Consider the following 25181-nt stretch of genomic DNA (forward strand, 5'->3'; position numbering starts at 1 on the left):
GCGCGGTCAGACCCGCTCGCCGCGATCGAGCCGGATCACCCGCTGGTCGGTGACGATGGCGGTGACCAGGTCGGCCGGGGTCACGTCGAACGCGGGGTTGACCGCCTCGGTGCCGGGCGGGGTGGTCCGGGCCGTGGCGAACCCGACGACCTCGGCCGAGCCCCGGTCCTCGATCTCCACCTCCGCTCCGGTCGCGGTCGCGACGTCCACCGTGGACTCAGGTGCGACCACGATGAACGGCAGCCCGGCCCGGCGGGCACCCAGCGCGTGCGCGTACGTACCGATCTTGTTGATCGTGTCGCCGTTGGCGCAGATCCGGTCGGCGCCGACGATCACCGCGTCGATCAGCCCCCGGGCCATCAGGAACGGTCCGGCCCCGTCGACCGCCACCCGGAAGTCGACCCCGGCCCGGCCCAGCTCCCAGGCGGTCAACCGGGCGCCCTGCAGCAACGGTCGGGTCTCGCTGGCGACGACCGCGCCGAGCGCACCCCGTCGGTGCAGTTCGGTGACGACCCCGAGGGCGGTGCCACCCACCACGGTCGCCAGCGCCCCGGTGTTGCAGTGGGTCAGCAGCCGGGGCCGGTCACCGCAGAGCTCGCCGAGCAGGTCGGCACCGGCGCTGGCCATCGCGGCCGAGGCGGCCTCCTCTTCGGCCATCAGCGCGGTCGCCTCGGCCAGCACGGCATCGGGCCCCACGGGGATCCGGGCCGCCGCCCGGTCGACGCCCCGGGCCAGATTGACCGCGGTGGGGCGGGCCGACCGGAGCCGGGCGACGGCGGCTGCGAGGTCCGCCGGCGCGGCGGCGTGCAGCCGGGCGGCGAGTGCCACGCCGAGTGCGCCGGCCACGCCGATCGCCGGAGCGCCCCGTACCGCCAACGACCGGATCGCCTCGACGACCTCCTCGACTGTGGATAGTCGCCGGACGATGGTGTGCTCCGGCAACGCGGTCTGGTCGATGATCTCGACGGCGTCGCCGGCCCAGTCGATGGTCCGCATGGCGTCGACCCTATCGTCGTCGGCGCCCTGCGGGCACCCGCAGATTCGACCGTGGGTAGTGCGGCGGACACCCGTCGCGTTCGACGGCCGACGCGGCGGACACCCGTCGGGATCGCCGCGCGCGGTCGGTCCGTACCGCCTAGGGTGGCCGGTGTGAGCACTGCCCGGGACCCGGTCGCCGACCTGCGTCGCATCGCGTTCCTGCTGGAACGCGCCAACGAGGCCACCTACCGGGTACGGGCGTTCCGCTCTGCCGCCAGTGCGCTCGCCGCCCTGGGCGCCGACGAGGTCGCCGAGCGGGCCGCCGCCGGCACCCTGACCGAGCTGGCCGGGGTCGGTGAGGTCACGGCCCGCTGCGTCGCCGAGTCGCTGGCCGGCGAGGAGCCGGTCTACCTGCGGCGGCTGCTGGCCACCGAGGGCACCGACCTGGACGAGGCGGCGACCGCGTTGCGGGCCGCGCTGCGCGGCGACTGCCACACCCATTCGGACTGGTCCGACGGGGGCTCGCCGATCGAGGAGATGGCGTTGGCCGCGGTCGAACTCGGCCACGAGTACCTGGCGCTGACCGACCACTCCCCCCGGCTGACCGTCGCCCGGGGGCTGACGGCCGCGCGGCTGCGCCGGCAACTCGACCACGTCGCGGCGGTGAACGCCGCGCTGCCGGCCGGATTCCGGATCCTCACCGGCATCGAGGTGGACATCCTGCCGGACGGTTCCCTCGACCAGTCCGACGAGCTGCTCGACCAACTGGACGTGGTGGTCGGCTCGGTGCACGCGAACCTGCGCGACGACCGGGCGCGAATGACCAGGCGGATGCTGGCTGCGGTGGCCAACCCCCGGCTGGACATCCTCGGTCACTGCACCGGCCGGATGGTCACCGACCGGCCGGCCGGGGTGACCGGACCCGGCGACCGGGGGCACCGGGCCCGGTCACGGCCGCCGAGCGACTTCGACGCGGCGGCGGTCTTCGCCGCCTGCGCCGAGCACGGCAAGGCAGTGGAGATCAACTCCCGGCCGGAGCGGCAGGACCCGCCGAAACGGCTGATCCGGCTAGCGGTGGAGACCGGTTGCCTGTTCGCCGTCAACACCGACGCGCACGCTCCCGGGCAGCTCGACTGGCAACGATTCGGCTGCGCCCGGGCGGTGCTCTGCGGGGTCGAGCCGGACCGGGTCGTCAACACCTGGCCGGTGCGGCGGCTGCTCGACTGGACCGCCGGACATCAGCCGGCGGCCGCCTGAGGTCAGCCGGCGGCCGCCTGAGAGCCGACGCGGCCGGGACCCCTGGGCCAGGGCCACCCCGGCCAGGACGACCACCGCGCCGACCGGCTGGTGCCAGGCCAGCCGCTCGTCGAGCACCAGCACACCGATCGCCACCGCGACCAACGGGACCAGGTAGGTGACGGTGGCCGCCGTACTCGCCCCGACCAGCCGGATGTTGCGCATGTTGATCACGAACGCCACCCCGGTGCCGAGCGCGCCGAGCACCAGCACGCTGCCGAGGGCCTGCGGGGACAGCTGCGTCGGTACGGGTGGTGCGCCGGCCACCAACGGGGCGACGACCAGCAGCTGAACGGTGGCGAGCAGCAACTGCGCGGTGGTCAGCGCGACGCCGGTCTCGGGCCGCCCGGCGACGAACCGCTTCTGGTACGGGATGGCGAACCCGTAGCAGGCCGCCGCACCGAGGCACATCAGCTGCCCGGTGAGCTGCGCCCCACCCACCCCCTGCCAGACGCCGAGCACCACCAGGACCCCGACGAAGCCCAGCGCGGTGCCGGCCGCCCGACGGACCGTCAACCGCTCGGTACGGAACACCAGCACCGCGAACGGCAGCACGATCAGCGGCGTGGTGGCGTTCCAGATGCCGGCAAGCAGCGACGGGATCCGCTGCTCGCCGTACCCGAACAGGGTGAAGGGCAGTGCGACGCCGACCGCCGCGACGACCGTCAGGTGCAGCCACAGCCGCAGGTCGCGGGGCAACCGGTCGCCGGTGACCACCAGCACGACCAGCAGCGTCGCCGCGCCGGCGGCGACCCGGCCCAGGGTCACGTACAGCGGGTGCAGCTCGGCCACGCCGACCTTGATGAACAGGAAGCTGGACCCCCAGACGACCGCGAGCAGGACGAACCCGGGTAGCCAACGGGCCGGCCGGGGGCCTGCTCCGCTCAGGTCAGGGCCGATAGGGGTCTGCACCCCTGACACTCTGCCCGGCGGGTACGACACCGGCGACCACCGGCCACGTAGGGTCTCCCACCATGGGACGTGTGGATGACATCAGCGACCGCTATGTCGATCAGTGGGCGCGGCTGAACCCGGTCGGCGCCACCTACGCCGGGATCGCCGGCCACGACGACCAGCTCGACGACCTGTCCCCCGACGGGTACGCGCAGCGGGCAGCGTTGATCCGTGACACGCTGCGGGAGCTCGACGTCGCCGAGCCGCAGACCGAGACGGAACGGGTCGCCCGCGACGCCATGGCCGAACGGCTCGGGTTGGAGCTGGCCCGATACGACGCCGGCGAGGAGACCAGCGAGCTGAGCGTCATCGCCAGCGGGCTGCACCACCTGCGCCAGGCGTTCGACCTGATGCCGACCGACGGCGACGGGGCGGTGGCGAACATCGCCGCCCGGCTGGACCGCTACCCGCAGGCCCTGGAGCAGCTGCGGGTGACGCTGCTCGACGCCGCCGCCGCCGGGCATTCCGCGCCCCGGGCCCAGATGCTCAAGGTCGCCGACCAGTGCGACGTCTGGACCGATCCGCAGGCCGACGACTTCTTCCACGGCCTGGTGGCCCGGCTGACCGCGCCGGAGAGCCTCACCGCCGAGCTACGCCGGTCCGCGTCGGCCGCCACCGCCGCGACGATCGCCTTCGGCCACTTCCTGCGTACCGAACTGGCCCCGCACGGGCGCGACACCGAGGCGGCCGGCCGGGACCGCTACGAACTGGCCTCCCAGTACTTCCTCGGTGCCCGTGTCGACCTGGAAGAGACGTACGCCTGGGGCTTCTTCGAGCTGGACCGCATCGAGCAGGAGATGCGCCGGACGGCGGCCGAGATCGCCGGGCACGGTGCCCGGGTCGACGACGCGGTGCGGCTGCTCGACGCGGACCCGGCCCGCACCGTCGCCGGCGGCGAGGCGTTCCGCGACTGGATGCAGGCGCTGGCCGACACCGCGATCAGCGAACTGCACGGCACCCATTTCGACATCCCGGAGCAGGTCCGGCGGATCGAGTGCTGCCTGGCACCGACCAGCGACGGCAGCATCTACTACACCGGACCCTCCGAGGACTTCTCCCGGCCGGGCCGGATGTGGTGGGCGGTGCCGCAGGGGCTCACCGAGTTCTCGACCTGGCGGGAGGTCACCACCGTCTACCACGAAGGTGTCCCCGGCCATCACCTGCAGATCGGCCAGACCCAGGTCCGGGCCGACCGGCTCAACCGCTGGCAGCGGCTGCTCTCCTGGTGCTCCGGGCACGGCGAAGGCTGGGCGTTGTACGCCGAGCGGTTGATGGACGAACTGGGGTACCTGGCCGACCCCGGTGACCGGCTCGGGATGCTCGACGGGCAGGCGTTGCGGGCCGCCCGGGTGATCGTCGACATCGGCATGCACCTGGAGCTGACCATCCCGCCGAACTCGTTCAACTTCCATCCGGGCGAGCGGTGGACGCCCGCGCTGGGTTGGGAGTTCCTCCGGGCGCACTGCCGGGTGCCGGACGAGATCCTGCGCTTCGAGTTGGACCGCTACCTGGGGTGGCCGGGGCAGGCACCGGCGTACAAGGTCGGTGAGCGGATCTGGCTGCAGGCGCGGGCGGACGCCCAGGCCCGCAAGGGTGCGGCGTTCGATCTGAAGGAGTTCCACCGGTCCGCGCTCGATCTCGGGGTGCTGGGCCTCGATCCGTTGCGCACCGCCCTGGACCGGTTGTGACCGTCCGGTCGGGCGGGCTGTTGCGCGCCGGGCCGGCGGTGGCGTTGGCCGGCGTGCTGGCCAACGGTCTGGCGTACCTGGCGCCGATGCTCGGTGGCCGGACGCTGCCGGCGGCCGGCCTCAGCGCGTTGGCGACCGTGCTGGCGCTCGGCGCGATCGGCTCGGTGCCCGGCCTCGGGCTGCAGATCGCGGTCGCGGTGCACCGGGCGCGTGGTGGCACCGATCCGGCCGGGCGACTGGCCTGGATCGCCGCCGGGATCTGCGCGGCTGCCGTGCTGGCCGCCGGGCCGGTGCTGGTCGGCGCGCTGGACCTGTCGCTGGCGATGGTCGGACTGCTCGCCGCCGCGACCGGTACGGCAGTGCTCGGTTGCCGCTGGTTGGGCGAGTTGCAGGGCGATCAACGGTTCCTGCGGCTCGCGGCCGCGATGACGGTACTCGCGGTGACCCGCTACGGCGGCGTGATCGCCGGCCTGCTGGTCGGTCTGGACGCGACCGGTGCGCTGCTGGCCGGGGTGCTGGTCGGCGTGGCGACCCTGCCGGTGCTGGCCTGGTTGGCCCGGCCGGCCGGGCGACGGGCCGCCTCGACGGCCGACGCCGCAACCGCAGCGGGGCCGGCGGCCGACGCAGTGCCGGGCCCGGACCCGGTGCCGGGCCCGGTGACCGGTCGGCTGACCGCCGCCGCCGTGCTCACCGCGAGCAGCGCCACCCTGGCGATGCTGGTGCTCTCGTACGCCGATCTGATCATGGCGCGGTACCTGTTGTCCCCGGTGGACTCCGGCGGCTATGCGATCGGCGCGGTGCTGACGAAGGGGGCCATCTGGGCTCCGCAGGTGGTCACCATCGTCGCGTTGCCCCGGCTGGCCCGGGGCGACCGGCGGGCCCGGGGAGTGGCGCTCGCCCTGGTGGCCGGCTGTGGCGCGCTGCTGGTGCTGGCGTCGGTGCTCGCCGGCGGCCTGGCGTTTCGGCTCGCCGGCGGCCCGGACTACGTGCCGCTGGGGCGGTACGCGCCGTACTTCGCCGCCGTCGGCGCGCTCTACGCGCTGGTGTACGTCATGGTGAACGCGCAGGTCGCGGCGGGCGCCCGACGGCCGGCGGCGCCACTGTGGATCACCACGGTCGGGCTGCTCGGCTGGTTGCTGGCGACCCGTCCGGAGTCGATCCTGGCGGTGGTGGTCGCCGCGCTGGTGGCGGCGGCGTTCGCCACCGCCGCCACGGCGGTGGCGATGCGGCGTACCCCAGTGCCGGTGCCGGTCGCCGAGGCCGCGCCGACGGCGACCGGGTGACCGGGGCCGGACGTCAGCCGAGGGCGGCCATCAGCTGCCGGCACGCCTGTTCGCACCGCTGGCAGGCCTCGGCGCAGACCCGGCAGTGCTCGTGCGTGTCGGCGTGCGCCATGCACTCCTCGGCGCACGACCGGCAGGCCTGGATACAGGCCTGCAGGATGGTACGGGTGGTGTTGGCGTCGTAGCCGGTGTGCCGGGACAGCACCCGACCGGTCGACGCGCAGATGTCGGCACAGTCGAGGTTGGTACGGATGCACTTGACCAGGTCGGCGACCATGTCTTCACTCAGGCACGCGTCGGCGCAGGCGGTGCAGGTCTGGGCGCAGTCGAAACAGGCGTCGATACAGTCGGCGAGCGCCTGCCGGTCGACGTGGCCCAGGTCGAGCGGGTACGTGTCGAGCATCGCGGTTGCTTGGGTCATGGCTACCTCCAGAGATTCGACCTGTCGGAGGGCGTACCCACGGTGGCACGAAGTTAACGCCGTCAGTCGGGCAGCCGCAGCGCCGCCCAGACCGACTTGCCGTCCGGCATCGCGGCGTAGCCCCAGTCGTTGGCCAGCGCCTCGATGATCGCCAAGCCGCGACCACGGCGGCCGGTGTGCGCCGATCCCGTCCGGTTCACCGGCCTCGGCAACTGGGCGGCACGGTCCCGGACACTGATCCGGATCGCCCCGGCCTGGCGGGTGGTGGTGACGTCCAGCTCGGTTCCGGCGTGTTCGACGGCGTTGCCGACCAGCTCCGAGCCGATCACCATGGCCTCGTCGAGCAGCGCGGTGAGCTGCCAGGATCGGCAGGCCGCCTCGATGAGGCGGCGGGCCGTCCCCGGGGTCCGCGGATGGGGGGCGAGGTGCTGATGCCAGCGGTACGGCGACCGCGGCCCACTCTCGATCAGCTTGACCGCGTCGATGACGCTGTCCTGCACACTCACCAGATCGCTGATGCTGCGTCGGGCCAGCAGGCCGGCGGGGGTGCCCGGGTGGGCGCACAGGTGCATCGCCGGCCGGTGCCCGGCCCCGCCGCCGGCGAGGATGGCGAAGACCCGCAGCCCGATCGGACTGGCCACGGTGACCTCGCCGAGCTCCACGATCAGACCCAGCGGCTCCTCGACCAGGCAGCGTCGCAGCACCGGGGCGAGCCGGACCAGCTCGGTGTCGGTGAGCGCACCGGTGAGTCGGACCTGGGTGACACCGCTGGCGAAGTCACGGCTCACCTGCCAGGTGAGGGTGTTCACCCGGCGTTCCCGGCGCCGGCGGCACCACTACCGGGCCCGGTACCCGCCTGGTCGGGCCCGGTGCCCGGCTGGCCGTACACGGTGCCCGGTTGGTCGGCCGGCGCGATGCCGAGCACCGCCGCGACACCGGTTACCCGCAGTACCCGAAGGACGATCGGCCGGGCGTTGCGGACGAGCAGGATCTGACCCCGCTCGGCGGCGGCATGGTGAGCGTCGACCAGTTCCTTGATCGCACTGGAGTCGATCAGTGTCACGCCGGCCAGGTCGACGATGATCCACTCTGCCTGGCGGGGATCGATCGTGGCGACGGCCCCGCAGAGGTCCCCGGTGGCCGCCATGTCGAGCTCGCCGGAGGCCTCGACCACGCAGTGCCGGGCTTCCGGCGGCGACACCCGGATCTCGTGCATGCTGCTCTCCGTATGGCGAGTCGCTTCTCTCCGACCGGTGCGGTCCAGTGCGGCGCGGACGGGGGTGGGGCTGCTCGAAGGGACCAGCGTACGCGACGTTGCCGACGGACGGGTGGGTGGATCGGCGGCCGACGACCGACGATGGCGCAACGCCTAGAGTATGCTGACAGCGCGTGACAAAATATTGACTAGTTTTGATTACTGTCGTTACGCTCCTCTCGCCGTGGGACCCGAATTTCCCCGATGTACGAGGAGTCCCTCCATGTCCCCAACTGAACGCCTGCCCGAGATCGTCACCGCGCTGTTCCGGGTGGTCGTCGGACTGCTGTTCACGCTGCACGGCGCTGCCACGCTGTTCGGAGTCTTCGGAGGCCACCGCGGCAGCGGTGAAGCCGCAGCCATCGGTTCCTGGCCCGGCTGGTGGGCCGCGTTGATCCAGTTCGTCGGTGGGCTCCTGGTCCTCACCGGACTCGGGACCCGGATCGCGGCGATCATCTGCTCCGGCTCGATGGCCTACGCGTACTTCGTCATGCACCAGCCGTCAGCGCTGCTGCCGCTGAACAACGGTGGCGAACTCGCCGCCCTGTTCTGCTGGTCGTTCCTGCTGGTCGCGGCGCTCGGGCCGGGCCGCTACTCGCTCGACGCCCTGCTGCGCGGGCGTCGGGAACAGGTGTCGGCACCGGAGCCGGTCTGATCCCACCCCCTGCACGACGAGAGCCGCGGCCCGGTGGACCATCTGGTCCACCGGGCCGCGGCCTGTTGCGTCACCTGTCGGTACGCACGCTCAGCTCAATCTCACAGCTTCGCGCACTGCCCGGAGGCCGGACCCTGCACCGTGTTCGCCCGGCCCTCGTCGACCGGCTTCGGGCTGTTGCCCTGGCAGTGGAGCGGGCCACGGACCGTGGTCCCGGCCACCACCACCGGCAGCTCGTCGTGCTTGTTGTTGACCAGGCTCACCGGGCCGGAAATGTCGGCACCGTCGAGACGCAGGCCACCGTCACCGCCAGTCACCTCCAGCGGACCCCGGATCGTCACCCCGGTGAGGGTCACCGACCCGGTCGCCCGCAGCAGCGCCAGCGGACCGGCGAAGGTGGTGCCGGTGAAGGTCAGCGCCGCCGGCCGGTTCGCCGTCAGCGGACCGTTGACCGCCCCGTCGGTGGCGATCAGCGTCGCACCGGGCCGGACCGTGACCGGGCCGTTGACCGTCGCCGCCGTCAGGCAGTAGGTCATCCCGGCCTTGACGATCAGTTCACCGGAGTGGGTACCGGTGACGGTCACGTCGCAGGTCGGTTCCGGCTGACCGATCGCCGACCGCGACGCGGTGTCCGCGGTCACCGGCGAGTTCGCCGCGAAGTACGCGATCAGCATCGTCAGGTCGTTGTCGCCGGTGGTCATGGTGTCCGTGCCGGCGGCCAACGTGGTGAAGTTGTCCCCACCAGAGGCCAGGAACGAGTTGACCGTGACCCGGTAGGTGCCGGTCGGTGAGATCGGCTGCCCGTTGAGCCGCATCGAGGTGATCCGCTCACCCTGGGCCGCCGTCGGGTCGTACGTGTAGAAGAAGCCCTCCGACACGCCCAGCCAGAGCACCGGACGGGACGCCCCGGCCGGCTGCCACTGCTGCTCGAGCACCTCCTTGACCTGCGCCCCGGTGTAGGTGCGGGTCACCATGTCGTTGGCGAACGGCTGGACCGAGAACGCCTCCGCGTAGGTGATCACCCCGTCCTCGCCGTACAGCAGGTCGGAACGCAGCCCGCCCGGGTTCATGAAGGCGATCTGCGCACCACCGCGACCCGGCTCCCGGGTGCCGGCGAGCTGGACGTCGGCGATGAAGTTGCCCAGCGCCGACTCCTTGCCCCGGTCCTCGTTACCGTCGGTGTAGGCCCGACGGATGTCGGCGGTGATCGACCCCAGCGGCTGCTGGCCGAGCACCTCGGCCTCGGCCTTGGCCGCCGCGACGATGTCGGCCACCTCCTGGTTGACCGGCGTGCCCACCACGTCGACCAGCTCGACCAGCTCGGTGTCGATCTCCCCGGACTCGACGTCCACCTGGAGCACCACCCGGCCGACCTTCTTGCCGTAGTCCTCGGCCTGCACGACCGGCCGGGTCTCGTCGGTGCCGGGTACCGGCACCTCGAAGGCGTACGGCTGGTGGGTGTGGCCACTGAAGATGACGTCGATCTCGGGCACCGTACGGGTGAACGGGCCGAACACCGGGTCGGCCATCAGCGCCTCGGGCGAACCGATGTTCTGGGTGGCCGCCCCCTCGTGGGTGAGCAGCACCACCACGTCGGCCTCGCCGTTGGCCTCGTTGCCGTCCTTGAGCTGCTCGGCGACCATGCTGGCCTCGGCCGCCGCCGGGCGGAAGGTGATCCCGACGATGCCGTCCGGGCTGACCATCGCGGCGGTCTGCTCGGTGACCACACCGATGTAGCCGACGCGGATCCCGTCGATCTCCTGGACGTGGTACGCCGGCAGCGCCCGCTCGTCACCCCGGTAGACGTTGGCACCCAGGTGCGGGAAGTCCGACCGGGGGATGACCCGGTCGGTCAGATCGGTCATGCCCTTGTCGAACTCGTGGTTGCCGACCGCCGAGACGTCCAGCCCGGCGGCGTTGAGCACGTCCAGGGTCGGGTTGTCGTCGGCAATCGCCGACACGAAGGTCGACGCACCGATGTTGTCCCCGGCGGAGACGAACGCGGTGTTCGGGTGCGCCGCCCGCAGCTGGTCGACCAGCCCGGCGACCTGCGCCGCGCCGCCGACCGGCTGGCCGTTCGAGGTGCCCACCGACTCGAGCCGACCGTGGAAGTCGTTGATGCTCAGCAGCTGCAGCTCGACCGGACCGGCCTCGCCGGTGGCCAGGCCGATCACCATCGGGTTGTGGTCGCTGGCCCGGTACGGACCGGCGTCGTAGAAGGCCGGGAAGCCGTCGTACTGGAAGGCGTACGACTCGACGGCGTTGATCTGCCAGACGTCGGCACCGGTGACCCGGGCCGCCAGCGACGGCGACGCCAGCGCGTGGTCCAGCGAGCCGGACTCACCGCCGAAGACGTAGGTGCTGCGTCCGGTGTCGTTGAGGTTGACGTAGTCGGCGTCGTAGAGGATCCGCATCGGATCCTCCTGGGTGTACGAGTTGAAGTCGCCGAGCAGCAGCACGTCGTCGCTGCCGGTGGCCTCGGTCAGCCCGGTCACGAACGCGGCCAGGGCAGCCGCCTGCCGGGTCCGGTCACCGTTGTACGCGCCCTGACCGTCACCGGCGTCGGCGTTGTCACCGGTGGGCGACCCGGAGGCGCTCTTGGACTTGAAGTGGTTCACCACCACGGTGAAGGTGAGGTCGTCGGCGGTGAACGTCTGCGCGATCGGCTCGCGGGCGTTGAACCAGACCGTCTCGTCGTCGATCGACCGGGACGGACCGGCGGGCGTCACCGCGGCCGGCTTGAAGATGATCGCGTTGCTGATGAAGTCCTGCTGTGCCGCGCCCGGCAGGTCGCCCGGCGAGCGGACGTAGTCCCAGGTGCCGGCCCCGTCGACGGCGTTCAGCGCGGCGACCAGCCGCTTGAGCGCCTTCTCCGGGTCGCTCGGCGCGAACCGCACCGAGTTCTCGATCTCCTGCAGGCCGACCACGTGCGCGTCCAGCGCGGAGATCGCCGAGACGATCTTGGCTTCCTGCTTGGCCAGGCCCGCCTCGTCGGCCGCGCCGCGGGCGTCGCCGCCGAAGTGGACGAAGTAATTCAGCACGTTGAAGCTGGCCACCCGGATGTCGCCACCCACCTCGGCGGGTGCGGCGGTACGGGGGTTGGCCACCTTGAAGGTGGTCCGCTCGGCGGCCGGGGTGTCGGCGTCGACCGGTCGGGTCGGCTGCAGCCGCCACTCGTCGAAGCCGTACGACAGCACGCTCGGCCCGAACGCCTCGACCGCGTCACCGACCCGCAGCGGCTGTGCCGGCGAGACGTACGGCGGGGCGAGCCCGGCGCTGGCCAGGTTGGTGGTCCGGCCGTCGTCGACCAGGATCCGGGCCAGCCGGTTCGCGGCGGCGAGCTGCTGGGCCTGGTCACTGCCCGGCGCGGCGACATCGGTCGGGATGACCGCCGGTGCGTCCCCGGCGGCGAGCACGACCTCGCCGTACCGGTTGGTGTTGTAGACCTCGGACACGGCGTAGGCGCCGACCGGGGCGACCAGCATCGACTCGACCGACTCGCGGGCGGCGGCGTCCAGCGGCAGGGTCAGCGCGACCGGCTCGGGCAGCGGGTTGTCCTGGTCGCAGACCTGGACGCCGGCCTTGCCGGCGATGCTGACCTGGGTGAGGCCGAAGTACTCGCTGGCGGTGCCGCTGACCCGGACCCGGTCACCGATGGCGACGCTCGGGTGGTTGGCGGCGTTGCTGGTCAGGTAGACGAAGATGCCGTCGCTGGCGGTGCCGGCGCCGACGGTCCGCTCGCCACCGGTCCCCGGGGTCTGCAGGTAGATGCCGTTGTAGCCGCCCGTGCGGTGGTCGGCGACGACGATGCCCTCGATGGTGACGGCGACACCGGCCAGCGGCGTGGCGTCACCGGTGCCCTGCACCTGGGCGATGCTGTGGGTCACCGCGACGTCGCAACCCGGCGCGGGGTCGGGGTCGGGGTCGGTGCCGTTGACCACACCGAAGGTGTGCGGCGCCGGCGCCTGCCAGCTGTCGCCGATCTTCTGCAGCGAGTGGCCGGCCGGGGTGCTGGCGGTCTCGGCGACGCCGATGTCGACACTGGTCGCGCCGTCCGCCGGGCCGCCGGCCGCGGTCAGGGTGCCTTCGTAGCTGAGGAACTCCACGACAGTGGTCGCGGGGTCGACCAGGGCCACGCCGTCCGGCGATCCGTTCTGGATGCCGTCGGTGGGGTACTCGGCGACGAGGACCCCGGCCGCCGGCACCGCGCCGGACAACGTACGGGTGCCGTAGACCGCGCCGTTTGCACCGTTGTAGAGGACGATCTGCCAACCGGTCAGGTCGAACCCGGCCGGGGCGGTGATCTCGATCGCCTCACCGGTGTCGGTGCCCGCGTTGTCGTAGTGGATCTCGCTGATGAACGGGTCGTCGGAGGCCGGTGCTGCCACAGCGGCCGTGCCGCCGGTGACACCGAGTACACCGGCTCCCACGACCGCAGTGATCAATTTCCAGGTTGCTATGCGTCTGTGCTGGCGCATGTATGTGTTCCTCCGGTCAGAGGGTGAGTCAGGTAAATCTAGGAGACGTCGGTGTCGAAGCACAGACGACGCGGGGGTGGCCCGTTAAACATTCGGGTCACGTGACCTCATCGTGACAACGGCCACGCAGAAGGCTCCCCGACTGCGGACACCGATCGTTCATCCGCAGGTCGCCGGGCGTCCGTGTGCGCGTTCGGTGGTGGTCGTGGTCGGCAGCCTACGGTCCCGGTGCCAGCGGCCGGTGTTCCAGCTCGGACCGTCGATCAGGGGCGGTACGCAGCCGGCGCCGGTGCGCCGTGGAGCGGCCGGCCGCTCGACCGAATGAGGATCGACATGTCACTCGACCATGACAGGCACGTTCCCGTCGACCCGGACGAGATCAGTTCCAACCCGTCAGGCAACCGGCCGATGCGCGAGGTCATGGCGGCCCGCGCGGCCCGCCGCGACGTGGTGCGTGGCGGTACGGTGATCGCCGCCGCGGCGTTCCTCGGGCTGGCCGGCGCGGTCGGCGCAGCCGACCCGGCCACCGCCGGCAAGGGCCACGGTGGCTCCGGCGACGGCCACGGCGGTGGCTCCGGCCACGGCCCCGGCAAGCCGGACCGCCCCGGTAGGCCCGGCCGCCGGCCGCTGCTCGGCTTCACTGCGGTGGCGCCGAACACCGACGACCGGATCACCGTGCCGCCCGGCTACACCGCCCAGGTGCTGATCCCGTGGGGCACCCCCCTGCACCGCAGGGGTCCGGCCTGGCGCCGCGACGCCTCCAACACCGCCGCCGAGCAGGCGCAGCAGGTCGGCAGCCACCACGACGGGATGCACTTCTTCCCGCTGGGCAAGGGCCCGCTGGGCAACCGTCGCGGTCTGCTGGTGCTCAACCACGAGTACATCGACCAGACGCTGCACTACACCGACGGCGACGCGATCATGACCAAGGAGAAGGTCGACAAGGGTCTCGCCGGGCACGGGGTGACGGTCATCGAGATCGAACAGGCCGGCGACCAGTGGCGCCAGGTCGACTCGAGGTTCAACCGGCGGGTCACCGGCACCACCCCGGTGGCGTTCTCCGGGCCGGTCGGCGCCCGGCATCCGGCGCTGCGGGCCGACAACCCCGCCATGGGTACGTTGAACAACTGCTCGCACGGGTACACCCCGTGGGGCACGTACGTGGCCTGTGAGGAGAACTGGAACGGCTACTTCGGCACCGAGGACCCGACCTGGACGCCGACGGTGGAACAGGCCCGGTACGGGGTGAACGCCACCGGGTTCGACTACCGCTGGCACCTGGCCGACCCCCGGTTCGACGTCGCCGAGAACCCCAACGAGCTGAACCGTTTCGGGTGGCTGGTCGAGATCGACCCGATGAACCCGAGGTCGACGCCGGTGAAGCGGACCGCGCTCGGTCGGTTCAAGCACGAGGGTGCCACGTTCTGCGAGTCGCGCGGCCGGGTCGTCGTCTACTCCGGTGACGACCAGGACGGCGAGTACGTCTACAAGTTCGTCGGCGACGGATCGTGGCGGATGCAGCGGGCCCTCGGCCGCGACCCGCTCGACCACGGCACCCTGTACGTGGCCCGCTTCGACGACGACGGCCGGGGCGCGTGGCTGCCGCTGACCTTCGGCAAGGGGGCGTTGACCCGGGCCAACGGCTGGCGTGACCAGGCCGACGTCCTGCTGCGCACCCGGCAGGCGGCGGACGCGGTCGGGGCCACCCCGCTGGACCGCCCGGAGTGGGTGGCGGTCAACCCGGTCAACGACGACGTCTACCTGACCCTGACCAACGGCACCGGCTGGCCCGGCGAGGTCAACCCGCGTACGCCGAACCCGTACGGGCACATCGTCCGGTGGCGGGAGCGGGGCGGCGACCACACGGCGACCAGCTTCGAGTGGGACGTCTTCGTGCTGGCCGGTGACCCGGCGTACGACCCGCAGGTGCAGCTGGACGAGACGAACATCTTCGGCTCGCCGGACGGCATCTGGTTCGACGGCGACGGCCGGCTGTGGATCCAGACCGACGTCTCCAACTCCACCCAGAACCGGGCCGACCGGGGCCACGACAACCTGGGCAACAACGCGATGCTGGCCGCCGACCCGCACACGGGTGAGATCCGCCGGTTCCTGGTCGGGCCGCGTGGCGCGGAGATCACCGGGGTGGTCACCACGCCGGATCAGCGGACGATGTTCGTCAACGTGCAGCATCCGGGTGAGTCGACGACGTTCTGGGGCGATCCCACCCCGGAGAACCCGCGCGCGGTGAGCAACTGGCCGGACTTCGATCCGGCCGGTCGTCCCCGCTCGGCGACGGTGGTGATCCGCAAGGTCGACGGTGGCGTGATCGGCACCTGATCGGCCGGCGGTCCGCGAGGGACCGGCGGTCCCTCGCGGGCCGTCAGGGTCGCGGGAAGGAGCTATTCCAGGTCGCGCAGGATCCGGTGCAACAGATCCTGGGTACGGGCGGGAGGCTCGGCCTCGATGCAGAGCCGTTCCATGGCGGCGGCGTAGTGGTCGACGTCCTCCCGCTTGTCCAGGTAGATCGCGCTGGTCAGCTGCTCGATGTAGATGATGTCGGGCAGGTCCTGGTCGGCGAAGCGCAGGATGGTGAAGGCGCCGCCGGCGGCGGCGTGGCCGCCCGCGTCGAACGGCACGATCTGCAGCCGTACGTTCGGCAGCTTCGTCGCCTCGATCAGTGTCTGGATCTGCTCGCGCATCACGTCGGCACCGCCGATCGGGCGCCGCAGCACGGCTTCGTCGATCACCGCCCACAGGTACGGCGGCTGCGCCCGGCGGAGCAGCTCCTGGCGCTCCATCCGGAGCTCGACACGGCGTTCGATCTCGTCGGCGGGTGCCCGGCCGTGACCGAGCAGGACGACCGCCCGGGCGTACTCACGGGTCTGCAACAGCCCCGGCACGAACTGGACCTCGTAGCTGCGGATCATCCGGGCGGCGGCTTCCAGGCCGAGGTAGGACTGGAACCAGGTGGGCAGGACGTCGCCGTAGCGGTGCCACCAGCCGGGGGTGTTCGCCTCCCGGGCGAGCCCGAGCAACGCGGTCCGCTCCCGGCTGTCGGTGACGCCGTAGAGGGTGAGCAGGTCGGTGACGTCCCGCTCCTTGAAGCCGACCCGGCCGAGCTCCATCCGGCTGATCTTGGACTCGGAGGCCCGGATGTGCCAGCCGGCGGCCTCCCGGCTCACCCCCTGACTCTCCCGCAGCCGGCGCAGCTGGGCGCCGAGCAGCATGCGCAGCACGGTCGGGCCCGTGGCCGAGCCTTCTGGTTGGGCCGTCATCGTCACCCACCGACCTCCGGACACCCTCGCGTTGCACGACATCCCGCTGCTGGCGAGTAAGCATGCCATGACCTGAGGGTGATCAGTTACTTCAGCCGGTCCGATTCCGATCTGTGGACGGCGATGTCCGGCAGGCGGTGGACGACGGCGGCACGTCGGGGCCCTGCAGACGGGCCGGGCTCGCCGCCATCGATGCTAACTGATCAGGTCGTCGAAGTCACCGTCCCGAGCACCCAGGATGAACGCCTCGATCTCCGCGAGCGTGTAGATCAGCGCCGGACCCTCCGGGTGCCGGGAGTTACGCAGCGCGACCGCGTCGCCGCCGGGCAACCGGGCGAGTTCCACACAGTTGCCGCTGGGGTTGCTCCGGCCGCTCTTTCGCCATCGGAGGGTTGGCAACTGGGCGCCGGAAACGCCATTGTCAGGCTTATGCATCCATTTAATCCAAATCGGACATTATTCGCGATGGCTGTCGGAATCCACCCTGAGCCGCGCCTCGTCGCGGAGCGATCAAATGCACGTGCATCTGCTCTTGCGCCTGCAAGGTATAGCGAGCATGATAGCGCACGTGAAGTTGTATCCGGCGGTTTACCGATCGTGATGGAAAATCGGGCATATGGTGTCCAGGGCATCGATAACCTCGAGGCCCGGGTGGAGACAGGCACACACAGAGTGAGCATTTTGCGGACTCCACCACCGCCCAACGGCCCATCCGACGACCCCGCGCACGACGAGTCAGGAGGGCGATGAGCATGCCGGCTCCCATCCTCAAACCCAGCCAACGCGATCCCGACGACGTCTACCCGACCGATCGCTACCAGCCCGCCGACCCGGTCTGGGTCTACCGAGGCGGCACCTGGTGCGCCGGCGTGATCGAGGCGGCCTCCGCCGGCGCGGCGACGGTCACGTACCGCCCGACCGGCTCCCGTGGGACAGGCGTGGACACCATCACCGCCCCCTACGTACTCCCCCGGGCGGAGACCGACCCGATGCTGGACGCCGCGCGACGCTGAATCGGCGTGGCACCGCTCAGCGGTGCCACGCCCGCCGGCACGACCTGCGGAAAGGCGACTGCAGGTCGCCGATCGACCACTCAGGGATTGACAGCCCTCACTTCTGGCGCGAGAATTTCCGGCATTGTTGATCCGACGACTCGGGCACATCGGCGAGTCGGTCGGTGCAGTGACCCGACACCGTACCCATGCCCGGAAATCCGCCAGAAGGGCAATTCCCTGTGTCTGTCGGCAGCCTCGACCTTCCGTATCCGGAACTACTGCCCGCAAGCAGGGGCGAAATTCACCAGGCGATCGCCGACTACGCGCCGGCAGGGCCGCAGGCGTACGCCGTACCGCCTGAACTGACGCCGGATCGGACGGACCCGGCCGAGGTCGATTTCCAGGAACACGACCGGTACTTTCAGATCCGCCGCACCCGTCTTTCACCTGGCCCCACTTTCCTCACCGCCCTTGCGTGCGCAGGCCAATCGGTTTCGGAAGATGCAGCTCGGCACCATCTTTCGGAACTCGGGAAGAGCGATTTCCCGCAGCTCTGGACAGGCGCGAAAAGGCTGTTCGAGTACGCCGGGACCGACCCGACGGCAGCCACCACCGCAGCGACATCGGCAGCCGACGGTGGTGCCGACGCCGACGCACCGGCGGGCGCGTCGGCGGCCGCCGACCGGTGGCTGGTCGGTCACCAACTCTTCTTCGTCCTGATCCAGGGCACGATCACCGGGCTCAACTGCTTCCTGCGGGCGAGCGCCGCCGGGGACAGCGACGACGCCCGCGCCGCACTGTCGGTCGCCGCTGGCTTCATGCGCAGCTCGGCCGCGGCCTTCCGCTTCACCTGTGACTTCACCCCGGTGGACTACACGCAGCTGATCCGTCCCGCGATGGCGCCGCCGGCCGTCCGTGCCGGCTTCAGCGGCCTGCAGACCCGCGACCACGCCCACCTGACCGCAATGTTCGCCGAGGTCCGGGTGATGCGGGCCAAACTCGGCCCGGCGCGACTCGGCAGCGCGTTCGAGGAGTTCGTCGAGGCGACGGTGGCGGCGTACGAGGCCCACCAGCTGATCTGCGCGCGGTTCGGCGGCGACGTGCTGCCCAGCCTGCGGATGGCGGCCCGCTCCGCCGGCCGGGCCGCCGCCCCGGGCACCCAGGTGGTACGCCAGTTGATGCGGGCCCGGCTGTTCGCCCTCGACGGCGGCTCCCGCGACGACGGCTCCCGGCCGGCCGGTCCCGACGACGGCTCCCGGCCGGCAGCACCGGACGCGGGCGGTGCCCAGTGGTGACCGACCGGACCCAGGTCGGCGTGATCGGGGCCGGGCCGGCCGGGATGTTGCTGGCGGTGCTGCTGCGCCGGGCCGGGGTGGACTGCGTCGTGCTGGAGCGGCGGGACCGGGAGTACATCTCGCACCGGGCGCGCGGGGCCACCGTCGAGCACCGGGTGGTGCAGCTGCTGCGCCGGCACAGCCTGGCCGACAACCTGCTGCGTACCGGCGCGGTCGAGGACGCCGTGGAGTTCCGGTTGGGCGGCCGGCGCTACCCGGTCCGCTACGAGCCGTTGGCCGCCGGCCGCAGCCACTACATCTACCCGCAGCAGTTCCTGGTACGTGACCTGGTCGAGGCGTACCTCGGCGACGGTGGCGACCTGCGGTTCGAGACGGCGGCGGCGGGGATCGTCGACCTGACCGGTCAGCCGCGCATCCAGCTGGCCGACGGCGGTGAGCTGCGCTGTGACGTGGTCGTCGGCTGCGACGGCGAGTACGGCGTCGCCCGGGGCGCCGTCCCGGCCGGGGCGCTGCGCAGCACCGGATACCAGTACGACTACGCCTGGCTGTCGGTGCTCGCCGACGCCCCGCCGTCGAGCGACTGTGTGATCAACGCCCTGCACGAGTCCGGAGCCTGCGTGCACGTACGGCGTACCCCCACGGTGAGCCGGTTCTACCTGCAGTGCGCCCGGACCGAGACAGCGGCGGACTGGCCGGACGAGCGGATCTGGAAGGAGATCGGGATCCGGCTGGCCCTGGACGAGCCGTGGACGCTGCACACCGGACCGATCACCGCCACCGGCACGGTCCGGATGCGCAGCCTGGTCTGCGAGCCGATGCGGTACGGAGCTCTCTTTCTCGCCGGCGACGCGGCGCACATCGTGCCACCGGTCGGCGGCAAGGGCTTCAACCTGGCCCTGGCCGACGCGCAGGAGCTGGCCCTCGGACTGATCGACCGGTTCACCGCCGGTGACGACCGTCGGCTCGACGGCTACTCGGCGACCCGACTGGCCCGCGTCTGGCGGGCCCAGGAGTTCGTGCACTGGATGATGAACCTGGTCAACACCCCTGGCTACGGCACCGCCGACGCGCCGTTCCGGCACCGGGTGCAGGCGGCCCGGCTGGCCCGGCTGGTGGACTCACCGGCCTACCTGGCCGCGTTCCTCGAGGACTACGTCGGGTGGTGACGCAGGATGTTCGTCGCCCGCCAGGGCGCGCCAGCGGTGAACGTCAACTCCTGGCCCTCGGCGACCAGCTGCGGTACGGCCACCGGGCTGTACGACTCGCTGGTCCACACCGGTGTCCCCGCGTAGCGCAGCTGCTGGGTCCAGATCACGCCGGTGAGCCGACCGGCGGCGGTGGCGGTCAGCCGGACCTGGTCGGGGAAGCCGGCGAAGGTCGGTGCCTGGTAGTCGACCGTCACCCACTCCGCGGCGTCGGTCAGCAGGCGTACGTCGCCGCGCGGGAACCGCAGGGCCCCGGAGCGGGTCGGCGACCGCCAGACCGGGGCCACCGCCTTGGCCGGGCGCGCGGCCGGCACGGCGACACCGCCGCGGACCGCATCGAGCAAGGGCTGGAAGTCCCAGCCGTACGCCCCCCGCAGCGCCTCGCCTGCGGACGCCAGATCGGTCAGCTCGGTCGGCAGGTCCCAGTCCCGCCGCTCGCAGCCGGTCGCCTGGTAGCGCACCTCGCCGGGCACCACCCGACACCCGGGTACGCCGAACCGCCGACGCAGGTCGACGACGAGCCGGGAACGCTCCTCGTCGATCAGCGGGTCGTTCGTGTGGATCATGGCGATCAGTACGTCGAACCGGCCACCGAGGTCGGCCGGGTCGAGGTCGGCGAGGTCGGACTCGACGAACGCGATCCGGTCGGTGAGCCCGTTGTGTGCGGCTATCCGCTGCGCCATCGCGACGTGGTGGCGGTCGACGGCGACCACCTCGGCACCGGCGTCGGCCGCGATCATCGCGAGCAGGCCGCTGCCGGTGCCGGCGTCGAGCACCCGGTCGCCGGGCCGGACCGCGGCCCGTACGGCGCGCTGCACGTTGTGCCCACGGTCGATGCTCAGCAGCAGACGTAGGTGCAGCTCAGGGGTGAACGGAACGTCCATCGGCCGGGCCATCGCGCGGTCTCCGCTCCTCGGACCGGTCGCCAAAACCGGATCAATGCCGATAAATTATCCATTGTCGATCGAATTGTCAACGGGGGGTCCGCCGGTGCGCGTGCTGATCACCAGTCCGCCCGGGGCCGGGCACCTCTTCCCACTCGTACCGCTGGCCTGGGCGTTGCGCGCCGCCGGCCACGACGTACTGGTCGCCACCACGGCCGAAGGGCTCGCCGGCGCGGCCCACGCCGGCCTGCCCACGGTGGACGTCGCGCCCGGCGCCCCGGTCGCCGGGGTCTTCGGCACCGGCACCCCGGCCGAATGGACCGAGCGGATGCGCCGACGCGGGCTGCGGATCGCCGCCGCCGGCAGCCGGATCGACCCGCTGCTGCTGGAGACCTTCGGCCGGATCGCCGACCTGATGGCCGACGGCACCCTGGCGGTGGCCCGCTGGTGGCGGCCGGACCTGATCGTCCACTCCCGGCTGCACCCGGTCGGACCGTTGGTCGCGCGGGCGCTGCGGGTGCCGGCCGTCGAGCACGGATTCAACCTGCTCCGCGAGCAGACCCTGGCCACCCGGTTCCTGCCCTGGCTGGCGGCGGCGTACCGCCGACTCGGCGTACCGCTGGAACTGCCCGAGCGGGTGGTCCTGCACCTCGCGCCGGCCGAGCTGATGATCGGCGACGGCGACGGCTGGCCGATGCGGTACGTGCCGTACAACGCCGGCGGGACGCTGCCCGACTGGCTGCGCCGGCCAGCCGACCGACCCCGCGTCCTGATCACCCTGGGCACCGTGGTGCCCGCCCTGGCCGGTCTGTCCGGGCTGCGCCGCACCATCGACGCCGCCGCCGACGTCGACGCCGAGTTCGTACTCACCGTCGCCGAGGGTGACGCGCCAGGAGACGGCGGCCGGGGCGACGACACCGACCCGGTCGGGCTCGGGCCGCTGCCGGGCAACGTCCGGGTCACCGGCTGGCTGCCGCTGGCCCCCGCCCTCGCCGCCTGCGCCGCCGTCGTGCACCACGGTGGCTCCGGGACCATGATGACCGCGCTCGGCGGCGGCGTACCGCAGCTCGTCCTGCCGCACGGCGCCGACCAGTTCGTCAACGCCGCGCTGGTGGTCCGGCACCGGCTCGGCCTGCGCGCCGACCCCGACGCGGTCACCGCCGACCTGCTCGCCGCGCTGCTCGCCGGTGGCCCGGCGACCAGCGGCGTCGACCGGGCGGCCCGGTTGATGGCGGCGCTGCCGCCGCCGGCCGTGACCGCCGCCCAACTGACCGACCCGGTCGCCGCCGGCACCACCGCACCGGCACCCGCCGCGACCGGCACCACCGCACCGGCACCCGCCGTCACCTCGGCGCAGGTGCTTTGATTGCCAGGTGACCAACCCGGCGATCCTCACCGTCGACGACGACCCCAACGTCTCCCGTGCCGTCGCCCGCGACATCCGCCGCCGGTACGGCGACCGCTACCGCGTCGTACGGGCCGGCTCGGGCGCCGAGGCGCTCACCGCCCTGCGGGAGTTGAAACTCCGCGCCGAGCAGGTGGCCCTGCTGCTGGCCGACTACCGGATGCCGGAGATGAACGGCATCGAGTTCCTCGAAGCCGCGATGGACCTGTACCCGCAGGCCCGGCGGGTGCTGCTGACCGCCTACGCCGACACCGACGCCGCCATCGACGCCATCAACATCGTCGACCTCGACCACTACCTGCTCAAACCCTGGCACCCGCCGGAGGAGAAGCTCTACCCGGTCTGCGACGCGCTGCTCGAGTCGTGGCAGCGCACCCCGGTCGCCGCCGCCGACGAGCTGCGGGTCGTCGGCCACCGCTGGTCGGCCCCGTCGTTCGAGGTCCGCGACTTCCTCGCCCGCAACCTGGTGCCGTACCGGTGGCTGCTCGCCGACGACCCCGAGGCGCAGCGGCTGCTCGCCGCCGCCGACGCCGGGCCGGCCGACATCCCGGTGGTGATCTGCCCGGACGGCACGGTGCTGCGCAACCCCGACCGGGCCGCGCTGGCCGCCCAGGTCGGTCTGCGCACCGAACCCGCCCGGGACTTCTACGACCTGGTCGTGGTCGGTGCCGGCCCGGCCGGCCTCGGCGCCGCCGTGTACGGCGCGTCCGAGGGTCTGCGGACCGTCCTCGTCGAGCGCCAGGCCACCGGCGGCCAGGCCGGACAGAGCAGCCGGATCGAGAACTACCTCGGCTTCCCCGACGGCGTCTCCGGTGCCCAGTTGACCGACCGGGCCCGGCGGCAGGCGTTGAAGTTCGGCACCGAACTGCTGACCACCCGCGACGTGGTCGGCCTGAGCACCGCCGGCGCGACCCGGCTGCTGCACTTCGCCGACGGCAGCACCATCGCGGGACACACCGTCGTGCTCGCCACCGGGGTGGCGTACCGGCAACTCGACGCCCCCGGCCTGGCGGAGCTGACCGGCCGGGGGGTCTTCTACGGTTCGGCGGCGACCGAGGCACCACACTGCGTCGGCCAGGACGTCTACATCGTCGGCGGGGCGAACTCGGCCGGACAGGCGGCGGTCTACTTCGCCCGGCACGCCGACCGGGTGCACCTGCTGATTCGAGGAGCCGACCTGACCCAGTCGATGTCCCGGTACCTGATCGAACAGATCGAACGAATCGACACCATCCAGGTGCATCCGAACTCGGAGGTCGTCGCAGCGACCGGCGAGGACCATCTGGAACGGCTCACGGTGCGCGACACCCGCACCGGCGACACCCGCGACGTCGACACCTCGTGGCTGTTCGTCTTCATCGGCGCACAGCCGCGCACCGACTGGCTCGACGGGACGGTGGTGCGCGACGGCCGTGGCTTCGTCGTCACCGGACCCGACCTCACCACCGGTGGGCGCCGACCGCCCGGCTGGTCGTTGCCCCGGGACCCGTACCTGCTGGAGTCGAGCGTCCCCGGCGTGTTCGCGGCCGGCGACGTACGGGCCGAGTCGGTGAAACGGGTCGCCTCCGCCGTCGGCGAAGGCGCCCTGGTGGTCACCCTGGCGCACCGCTACCTGGCGGCGCAGTGAACGCCGACCCGGCTCCGGCCGCCGACGAGGCGCCGGCCAGCGACCAGGCGCCGGCCGCCGACCGACTCGACCCCGCCGACCTGCGCGACCTGTTCCTGTTCGAGTCGCTCACCGGCGACCAGCTCGCCGAGATCAGTCGGCTCGGCCGGGTCCGCCACTGGCCACCGGGAGCCGACGTGTACGCCGAGGGGGACCCGGCGGAGTGCTTCTTCGTGCTGCTCGACGGCGCGATCGCGCTGACCCGTCGGGTCCGCGGCGCCGACGTCGAGGTGACCCGCAGCGACCAGCGTGGCGCGTACGCCGGGGCCACCCAGGCGTACGCCGGTGAACGGATGGAGCAGGTCTACCCCAACACGATGCGGGCATTGACCGACGTCGCCCTGCTGGCGCTGCCCGCGCCGGAGTTCGCCGCCGTCATCCGGCAGTGGTTCCCGATGGCGATGCACCTGCTGGACGGGCTGTTCGTCGCGATGCGGACCACGCAGACGGTGGTCGGTGAACGGGAGCGGCTGGTCGCGCTCGGCTCGCTCACCGCCGGGCTGACCCACGAGCTGAACAACCCGGCCGCGGCGGCGGTGCGGGCGACCGCCGTACTGCGGGAACGGCTCGCCGGAATGCGACAGAAGCTCGCCATGGTCGCCGACGGCCGGCTCGACGGGGCGCAGCTGCACAGACTGGTCGAACTGCAGGAGACCGCGGTGCGCCGGGCCACGACGGCCCCCTTACGCACCCCGTTGCAGGTCACCGACGCGGAGGACGCACTGGCCGACTGGCTCGACGCGCACGGCGTACCCGATGGGTGGGAGCTGGCCGCCACCCTGGTCGCCGGCGGCTTCGACGACGACGCCCTCGACGAGGTGGCCGGCGCGGTCCTTGCCTCGGACCTGACGGCGGCGGTGCGCTGGCTGGCGTACACCGTCGAGACCGAGCTGCTGCTCGGTGAGATCGACGACGCGGTCCGCCGGATCTCGTCGCTGGTCGGTGCCGCCAAGCAGTACTCGCAGCTGGACCGGGCCCCGCACCAGACGGTCGACGTGCACGAACTGCTCGACGCCACCCTCGCCATGTTCACCGGCAAGATCCCGGCCGAGGTACGGGTGGTCCGCGACTACGACCGGACGCTGCCGGCGGTGCCGGCCTACCCGGCGGAGCTCAACCAGGTCTGGACCAACCTGATCGACAACGCGCTGGGGGCGATGGGACCGGCCGGGACCCTCACGGTGCGCACCGGCACCACCGGCGACCAGCTGTCGGTGGAGATCACCGACACCGGGCCCGGGATCCCGCCGGAGGTGCGGCCCCGGATCTTCGAGCCGTTCTTCACCACCAAACCGATCGGCGAAGGTACCGGGCTGGGGCTCGACATCTCCTACCGGATCGTCGTCAAGAAACACGGTGGGGACATCCGGGTGGATTCGGCCCCCGGGGCGACCAGCTTCCGCGTGCTGCTCCCATTGACCGCTGGTTGACCGCACACTGGGTGG

The 25181-nt window shown here is 72.1% G+C and carries 19 protein-coding genes and 1 pseudogene; 11 read left to right on the top strand and 9 right to left on the bottom strand.

Annotated elements, in window-relative coordinates:
- Positions 1 to 6 precede the first annotated feature (6 nt).
- Complete coding sequence (mtnA, locus tag O7608_RS02160) at positions 7 to 996, bottom strand: S-methyl-5-thioribose-1-phosphate isomerase (protein WP_289208389.1); 990 nt, start codon at positions 994 to 996, stop codon at positions 7 to 9.
- Between the two features lie 153 nt (positions 997 to 1149).
- Here mtnA and O7608_RS02165 point away from each other — a divergent pair, with 153 nt between their 5' ends.
- Positions 1150 to 2235, top strand: coding sequence for a PHP domain-containing protein (locus O7608_RS02165; RefSeq protein WP_421358127.1), 1086 nt, complete (start codon positions 1150 to 1152; stop codon positions 2233 to 2235).
- Between the two features lie 24 nt (positions 2236 to 2259).
- Here the strand turns inward: O7608_RS02165 and O7608_RS02170 are convergent.
- Positions 2260 to 3186 (bottom strand): annotated as a pseudogene (locus O7608_RS02170) (DMT family transporter); the annotation flags it as partial.
- 62 nt (positions 3187 to 3248) lie between these two features.
- On the opposite strand from O7608_RS02170, the gene O7608_RS02175 reads away from it, so the two are divergent.
- Together O7608_RS02175 and O7608_RS02180 are read left to right on the top strand one after the other, a co-directional pair.
- A complete protein-coding gene (locus O7608_RS02175; protein WP_289208391.1) occupies positions 3249 to 4916 on the top strand; it encodes a DUF885 domain-containing protein in 1668 nt (555 codons plus the stop codon).
- The gene (locus O7608_RS02180; RefSeq protein WP_289208392.1) at positions 4913 to 6199 is read left to right on the top strand and encodes an MATE family efflux transporter; all 1287 of its coding nucleotides are present in this window, start codon (positions 4913 to 4915) and stop codon (positions 6197 to 6199) included. Before O7608_RS02175 ends, O7608_RS02180 begins: the two co-directional genes overlap by 4 nt.
- A 13-nt stretch (positions 6200 to 6212) precedes the next feature.
- Here the strand turns inward: O7608_RS02180 and O7608_RS02185 are convergent, their stop codons facing one another.
- The 3 genes from O7608_RS02185 to O7608_RS02195 form a co-directional block, all read right to left on the bottom strand.
- Positions 6213 to 6620, bottom strand: coding sequence for a four-helix bundle copper-binding protein (locus O7608_RS02185; RefSeq protein ID WP_289208393.1), 408 nt, complete (start codon positions 6618 to 6620; stop codon positions 6213 to 6215).
- A gap of 62 nt (positions 6621 to 6682) precedes the next feature.
- Positions 6683 to 7429 carry an ATP-binding protein gene (locus tag O7608_RS02190; protein WP_289208394.1) on the bottom strand — a complete coding sequence of 249 codons (747 nt, stop codon included), beginning with the start codon at positions 7427 to 7429 and terminating at the stop codon, positions 6683 to 6685.
- Positions 7426 to 7836, bottom strand: coding sequence for an STAS domain-containing protein (locus tag O7608_RS02195; RefSeq protein ID WP_289208395.1), 411 nt, complete (start codon positions 7834 to 7836; stop codon positions 7426 to 7428). Before O7608_RS02195 ends, O7608_RS02190 begins: the two co-directional genes overlap by 4 nt.
- Positions 7837 to 8098: 262 nt before the next feature.
- Between O7608_RS02195 and O7608_RS02200 the strand changes: the two genes are divergently transcribed.
- Positions 8099 to 8530 carry a DoxX family protein gene (locus tag O7608_RS02200; RefSeq protein WP_289208396.1) on the top strand — a complete coding sequence of 144 codons (432 nt, stop codon included), beginning with the start codon at positions 8099 to 8101 and terminating at the stop codon, positions 8528 to 8530.
- A gap of 101 nt (positions 8531 to 8631) precedes the next feature.
- Here O7608_RS02200 and O7608_RS02205 read toward each other — a convergent pair whose 3' ends face one another.
- Positions 8632 to 12960, bottom strand: coding sequence for an ExeM/NucH family extracellular endonuclease (locus O7608_RS02205; RefSeq protein WP_289208397.1), 4329 nt, complete (start codon positions 12958 to 12960; stop codon positions 8632 to 8634).
- Between the two features lie 381 nt (positions 12961 to 13341).
- Here O7608_RS02205 and O7608_RS02210 point away from each other — a divergent pair, with 381 nt between their 5' ends.
- Positions 13342 to 15348, top strand: a complete 2007-nt coding sequence (locus O7608_RS02210) for a PhoX family protein (RefSeq protein WP_289208398.1) — start codon at positions 13342 to 13344, stop codon at positions 15346 to 15348.
- A 62-nt stretch (positions 15349 to 15410) separates the two neighbouring features.
- Here O7608_RS02210 and O7608_RS02215 read toward each other — a convergent pair whose 3' ends face one another.
- Both O7608_RS02215 and O7608_RS02220 read right to left on the bottom strand, forming a co-directional pair.
- Positions 15411 to 16286: a Sco1979 family transcriptional regulator gene (locus tag O7608_RS02215; protein WP_502959168.1), complete on the bottom strand. Its 876-nt coding sequence runs from the start codon at positions 16284 to 16286 to the stop codon at positions 15411 to 15413.
- A gap of 195 nt (positions 16287 to 16481) precedes the next feature.
- Entirely contained in the window at positions 16482 to 16721 is a 240-nt protein-coding gene (locus O7608_RS02220; RefSeq protein ID WP_289208399.1) for a DUF397 domain-containing protein, read from the bottom strand.
- Positions 16722 to 17032: 311 nt separating this feature from the next.
- Here O7608_RS02220 and O7608_RS02225 point away from each other — a divergent pair, with 311 nt between their 5' ends.
- The 3 genes from O7608_RS02225 to O7608_RS02235 all read left to right on the top strand — a co-directional run bounded on the left by O7608_RS02225 (position 17033) and on the right by O7608_RS02235 (position 19742).
- Positions 17033 to 17299, top strand: coding sequence for a hypothetical protein (locus tag O7608_RS02225; RefSeq protein WP_289208400.1), 267 nt, complete (start codon positions 17033 to 17035; stop codon positions 17297 to 17299).
- A gap of 221 nt (positions 17300 to 17520) precedes the next feature.
- Positions 17521 to 18576, top strand: coding sequence for a 3-methyl-L-tyrosine peroxygenase-related protein (locus O7608_RS02230; RefSeq protein WP_289208401.1), 1056 nt, complete (start codon positions 17521 to 17523; stop codon positions 18574 to 18576).
- Positions 18573 to 19742, top strand: coding sequence for a 4-hydroxybenzoate 3-monooxygenase (locus tag O7608_RS02235; RefSeq protein ID WP_289208402.1), 1170 nt, complete (start codon positions 18573 to 18575; stop codon positions 19740 to 19742). Before O7608_RS02230 ends, O7608_RS02235 begins: the two co-directional genes overlap by 4 nt.
- Here O7608_RS02235 and O7608_RS02240 read toward each other — a convergent pair.
- A complete protein-coding gene (locus O7608_RS02240) occupies positions 19727 to 20677 on the bottom strand; it encodes a methyltransferase domain-containing protein (RefSeq protein WP_289208403.1) in 951 nt (316 codons plus the stop codon). The genes O7608_RS02235 and O7608_RS02240 overlap by 16 nt on opposite strands.
- A 94-nt stretch (positions 20678 to 20771) precedes the next feature.
- On the opposite strand from O7608_RS02240, the gene O7608_RS02245 reads away from it, so the two are divergent.
- The 3 genes from O7608_RS02245 to O7608_RS02255 are packed head-to-tail and all read left to right on the top strand — an operon-like array spanning position 20772 to position 25166.
- Complete coding sequence (locus tag O7608_RS02245) at positions 20772 to 22031, top strand: nucleotide disphospho-sugar-binding domain-containing protein (RefSeq protein WP_289208404.1); 1260 nt, start codon at positions 20772 to 20774, stop codon at positions 22029 to 22031.
- A 7-nt stretch (positions 22032 to 22038) separates the two neighbouring features.
- The gene (locus O7608_RS02250; protein ID WP_289208405.1) at positions 22039 to 23697 is read left to right on the top strand and encodes an NAD(P)/FAD-dependent oxidoreductase; all 1659 of its coding nucleotides are present in this window, start codon (positions 22039 to 22041) and stop codon (positions 23695 to 23697) included.
- A complete protein-coding gene (locus tag O7608_RS02255) occupies positions 23694 to 25166 on the top strand; it encodes a sensor histidine kinase (protein WP_289208406.1) in 1473 nt (490 codons plus the stop codon). The genes O7608_RS02250 and O7608_RS02255 overlap by 4 nt, the downstream gene beginning before the upstream one ends.
- Positions 25167 to 25181 lie beyond the last annotated feature (15 nt).

It is taken from the genome of Solwaraspora sp. WMMA2056, assembly GCF_030345095.1.
Taxonomy (GTDB): domain Bacteria; phylum Actinomycetota; class Actinomycetes; order Mycobacteriales; family Micromonosporaceae; genus Micromonospora_E.

Excerpts from the sequence above, each read along its gene's own strand:
- O7608_RS02215 (WP_502959168.1), bottom strand. The coding sequence starts at position 16,286 with ATGACGGCCCAACCAGAAGGCTCGGCCACGGGCCCGACCGTGCTGCGC.
- O7608_RS02240 (WP_289208403.1), bottom strand. The coding sequence starts at position 20,677 with ATGGCCCGGCCGATGGACGTTCCGTTCACCCCTGAGCTGCACCTACGT.
- O7608_RS02220 (WP_289208399.1), bottom strand. The coding sequence starts at position 16,721 with ATGCATAAGCCTGACAATGGCGTTTCCGGCGCCCAGTTGCCAACCCTC.
- O7608_RS02210 (WP_289208398.1), top strand. The coding sequence starts at position 13,342 with ATGTCACTCGACCATGACAGGCACGTTCCCGTCGACCCGGACGAGATC.
- O7608_RS02225 (WP_289208400.1), top strand. The coding sequence starts at position 17,033 with ATGAGCATGCCGGCTCCCATCCTCAAACCCAGCCAACGCGATCCCGAC.
- O7608_RS02200 (WP_289208396.1), top strand. The coding sequence starts at position 8,099 with ATGTCCCCAACTGAACGCCTGCCCGAGATCGTCACCGCGCTGTTCCGG.
- mtnA (WP_289208389.1), bottom strand. The coding sequence starts at position 996 with ATGCGGACCATCGACTGGGCCGGCGACGCCGTCGAGATCATCGACCAG.
- O7608_RS02195 (WP_289208395.1), bottom strand. The coding sequence starts at position 7,836 with ATGCACGAGATCCGGGTGTCGCCGCCGGAAGCCCGGCACTGCGTGGTC.
- O7608_RS02185 (WP_289208393.1), bottom strand. The coding sequence starts at position 6,620 with ATGACCCAAGCAACCGCGATGCTCGACACGTACCCGCTCGACCTGGGC.
- O7608_RS02175 (WP_289208391.1), top strand. The coding sequence starts at position 3,249 with ATGGGACGTGTGGATGACATCAGCGACCGCTATGTCGATCAGTGGGCG.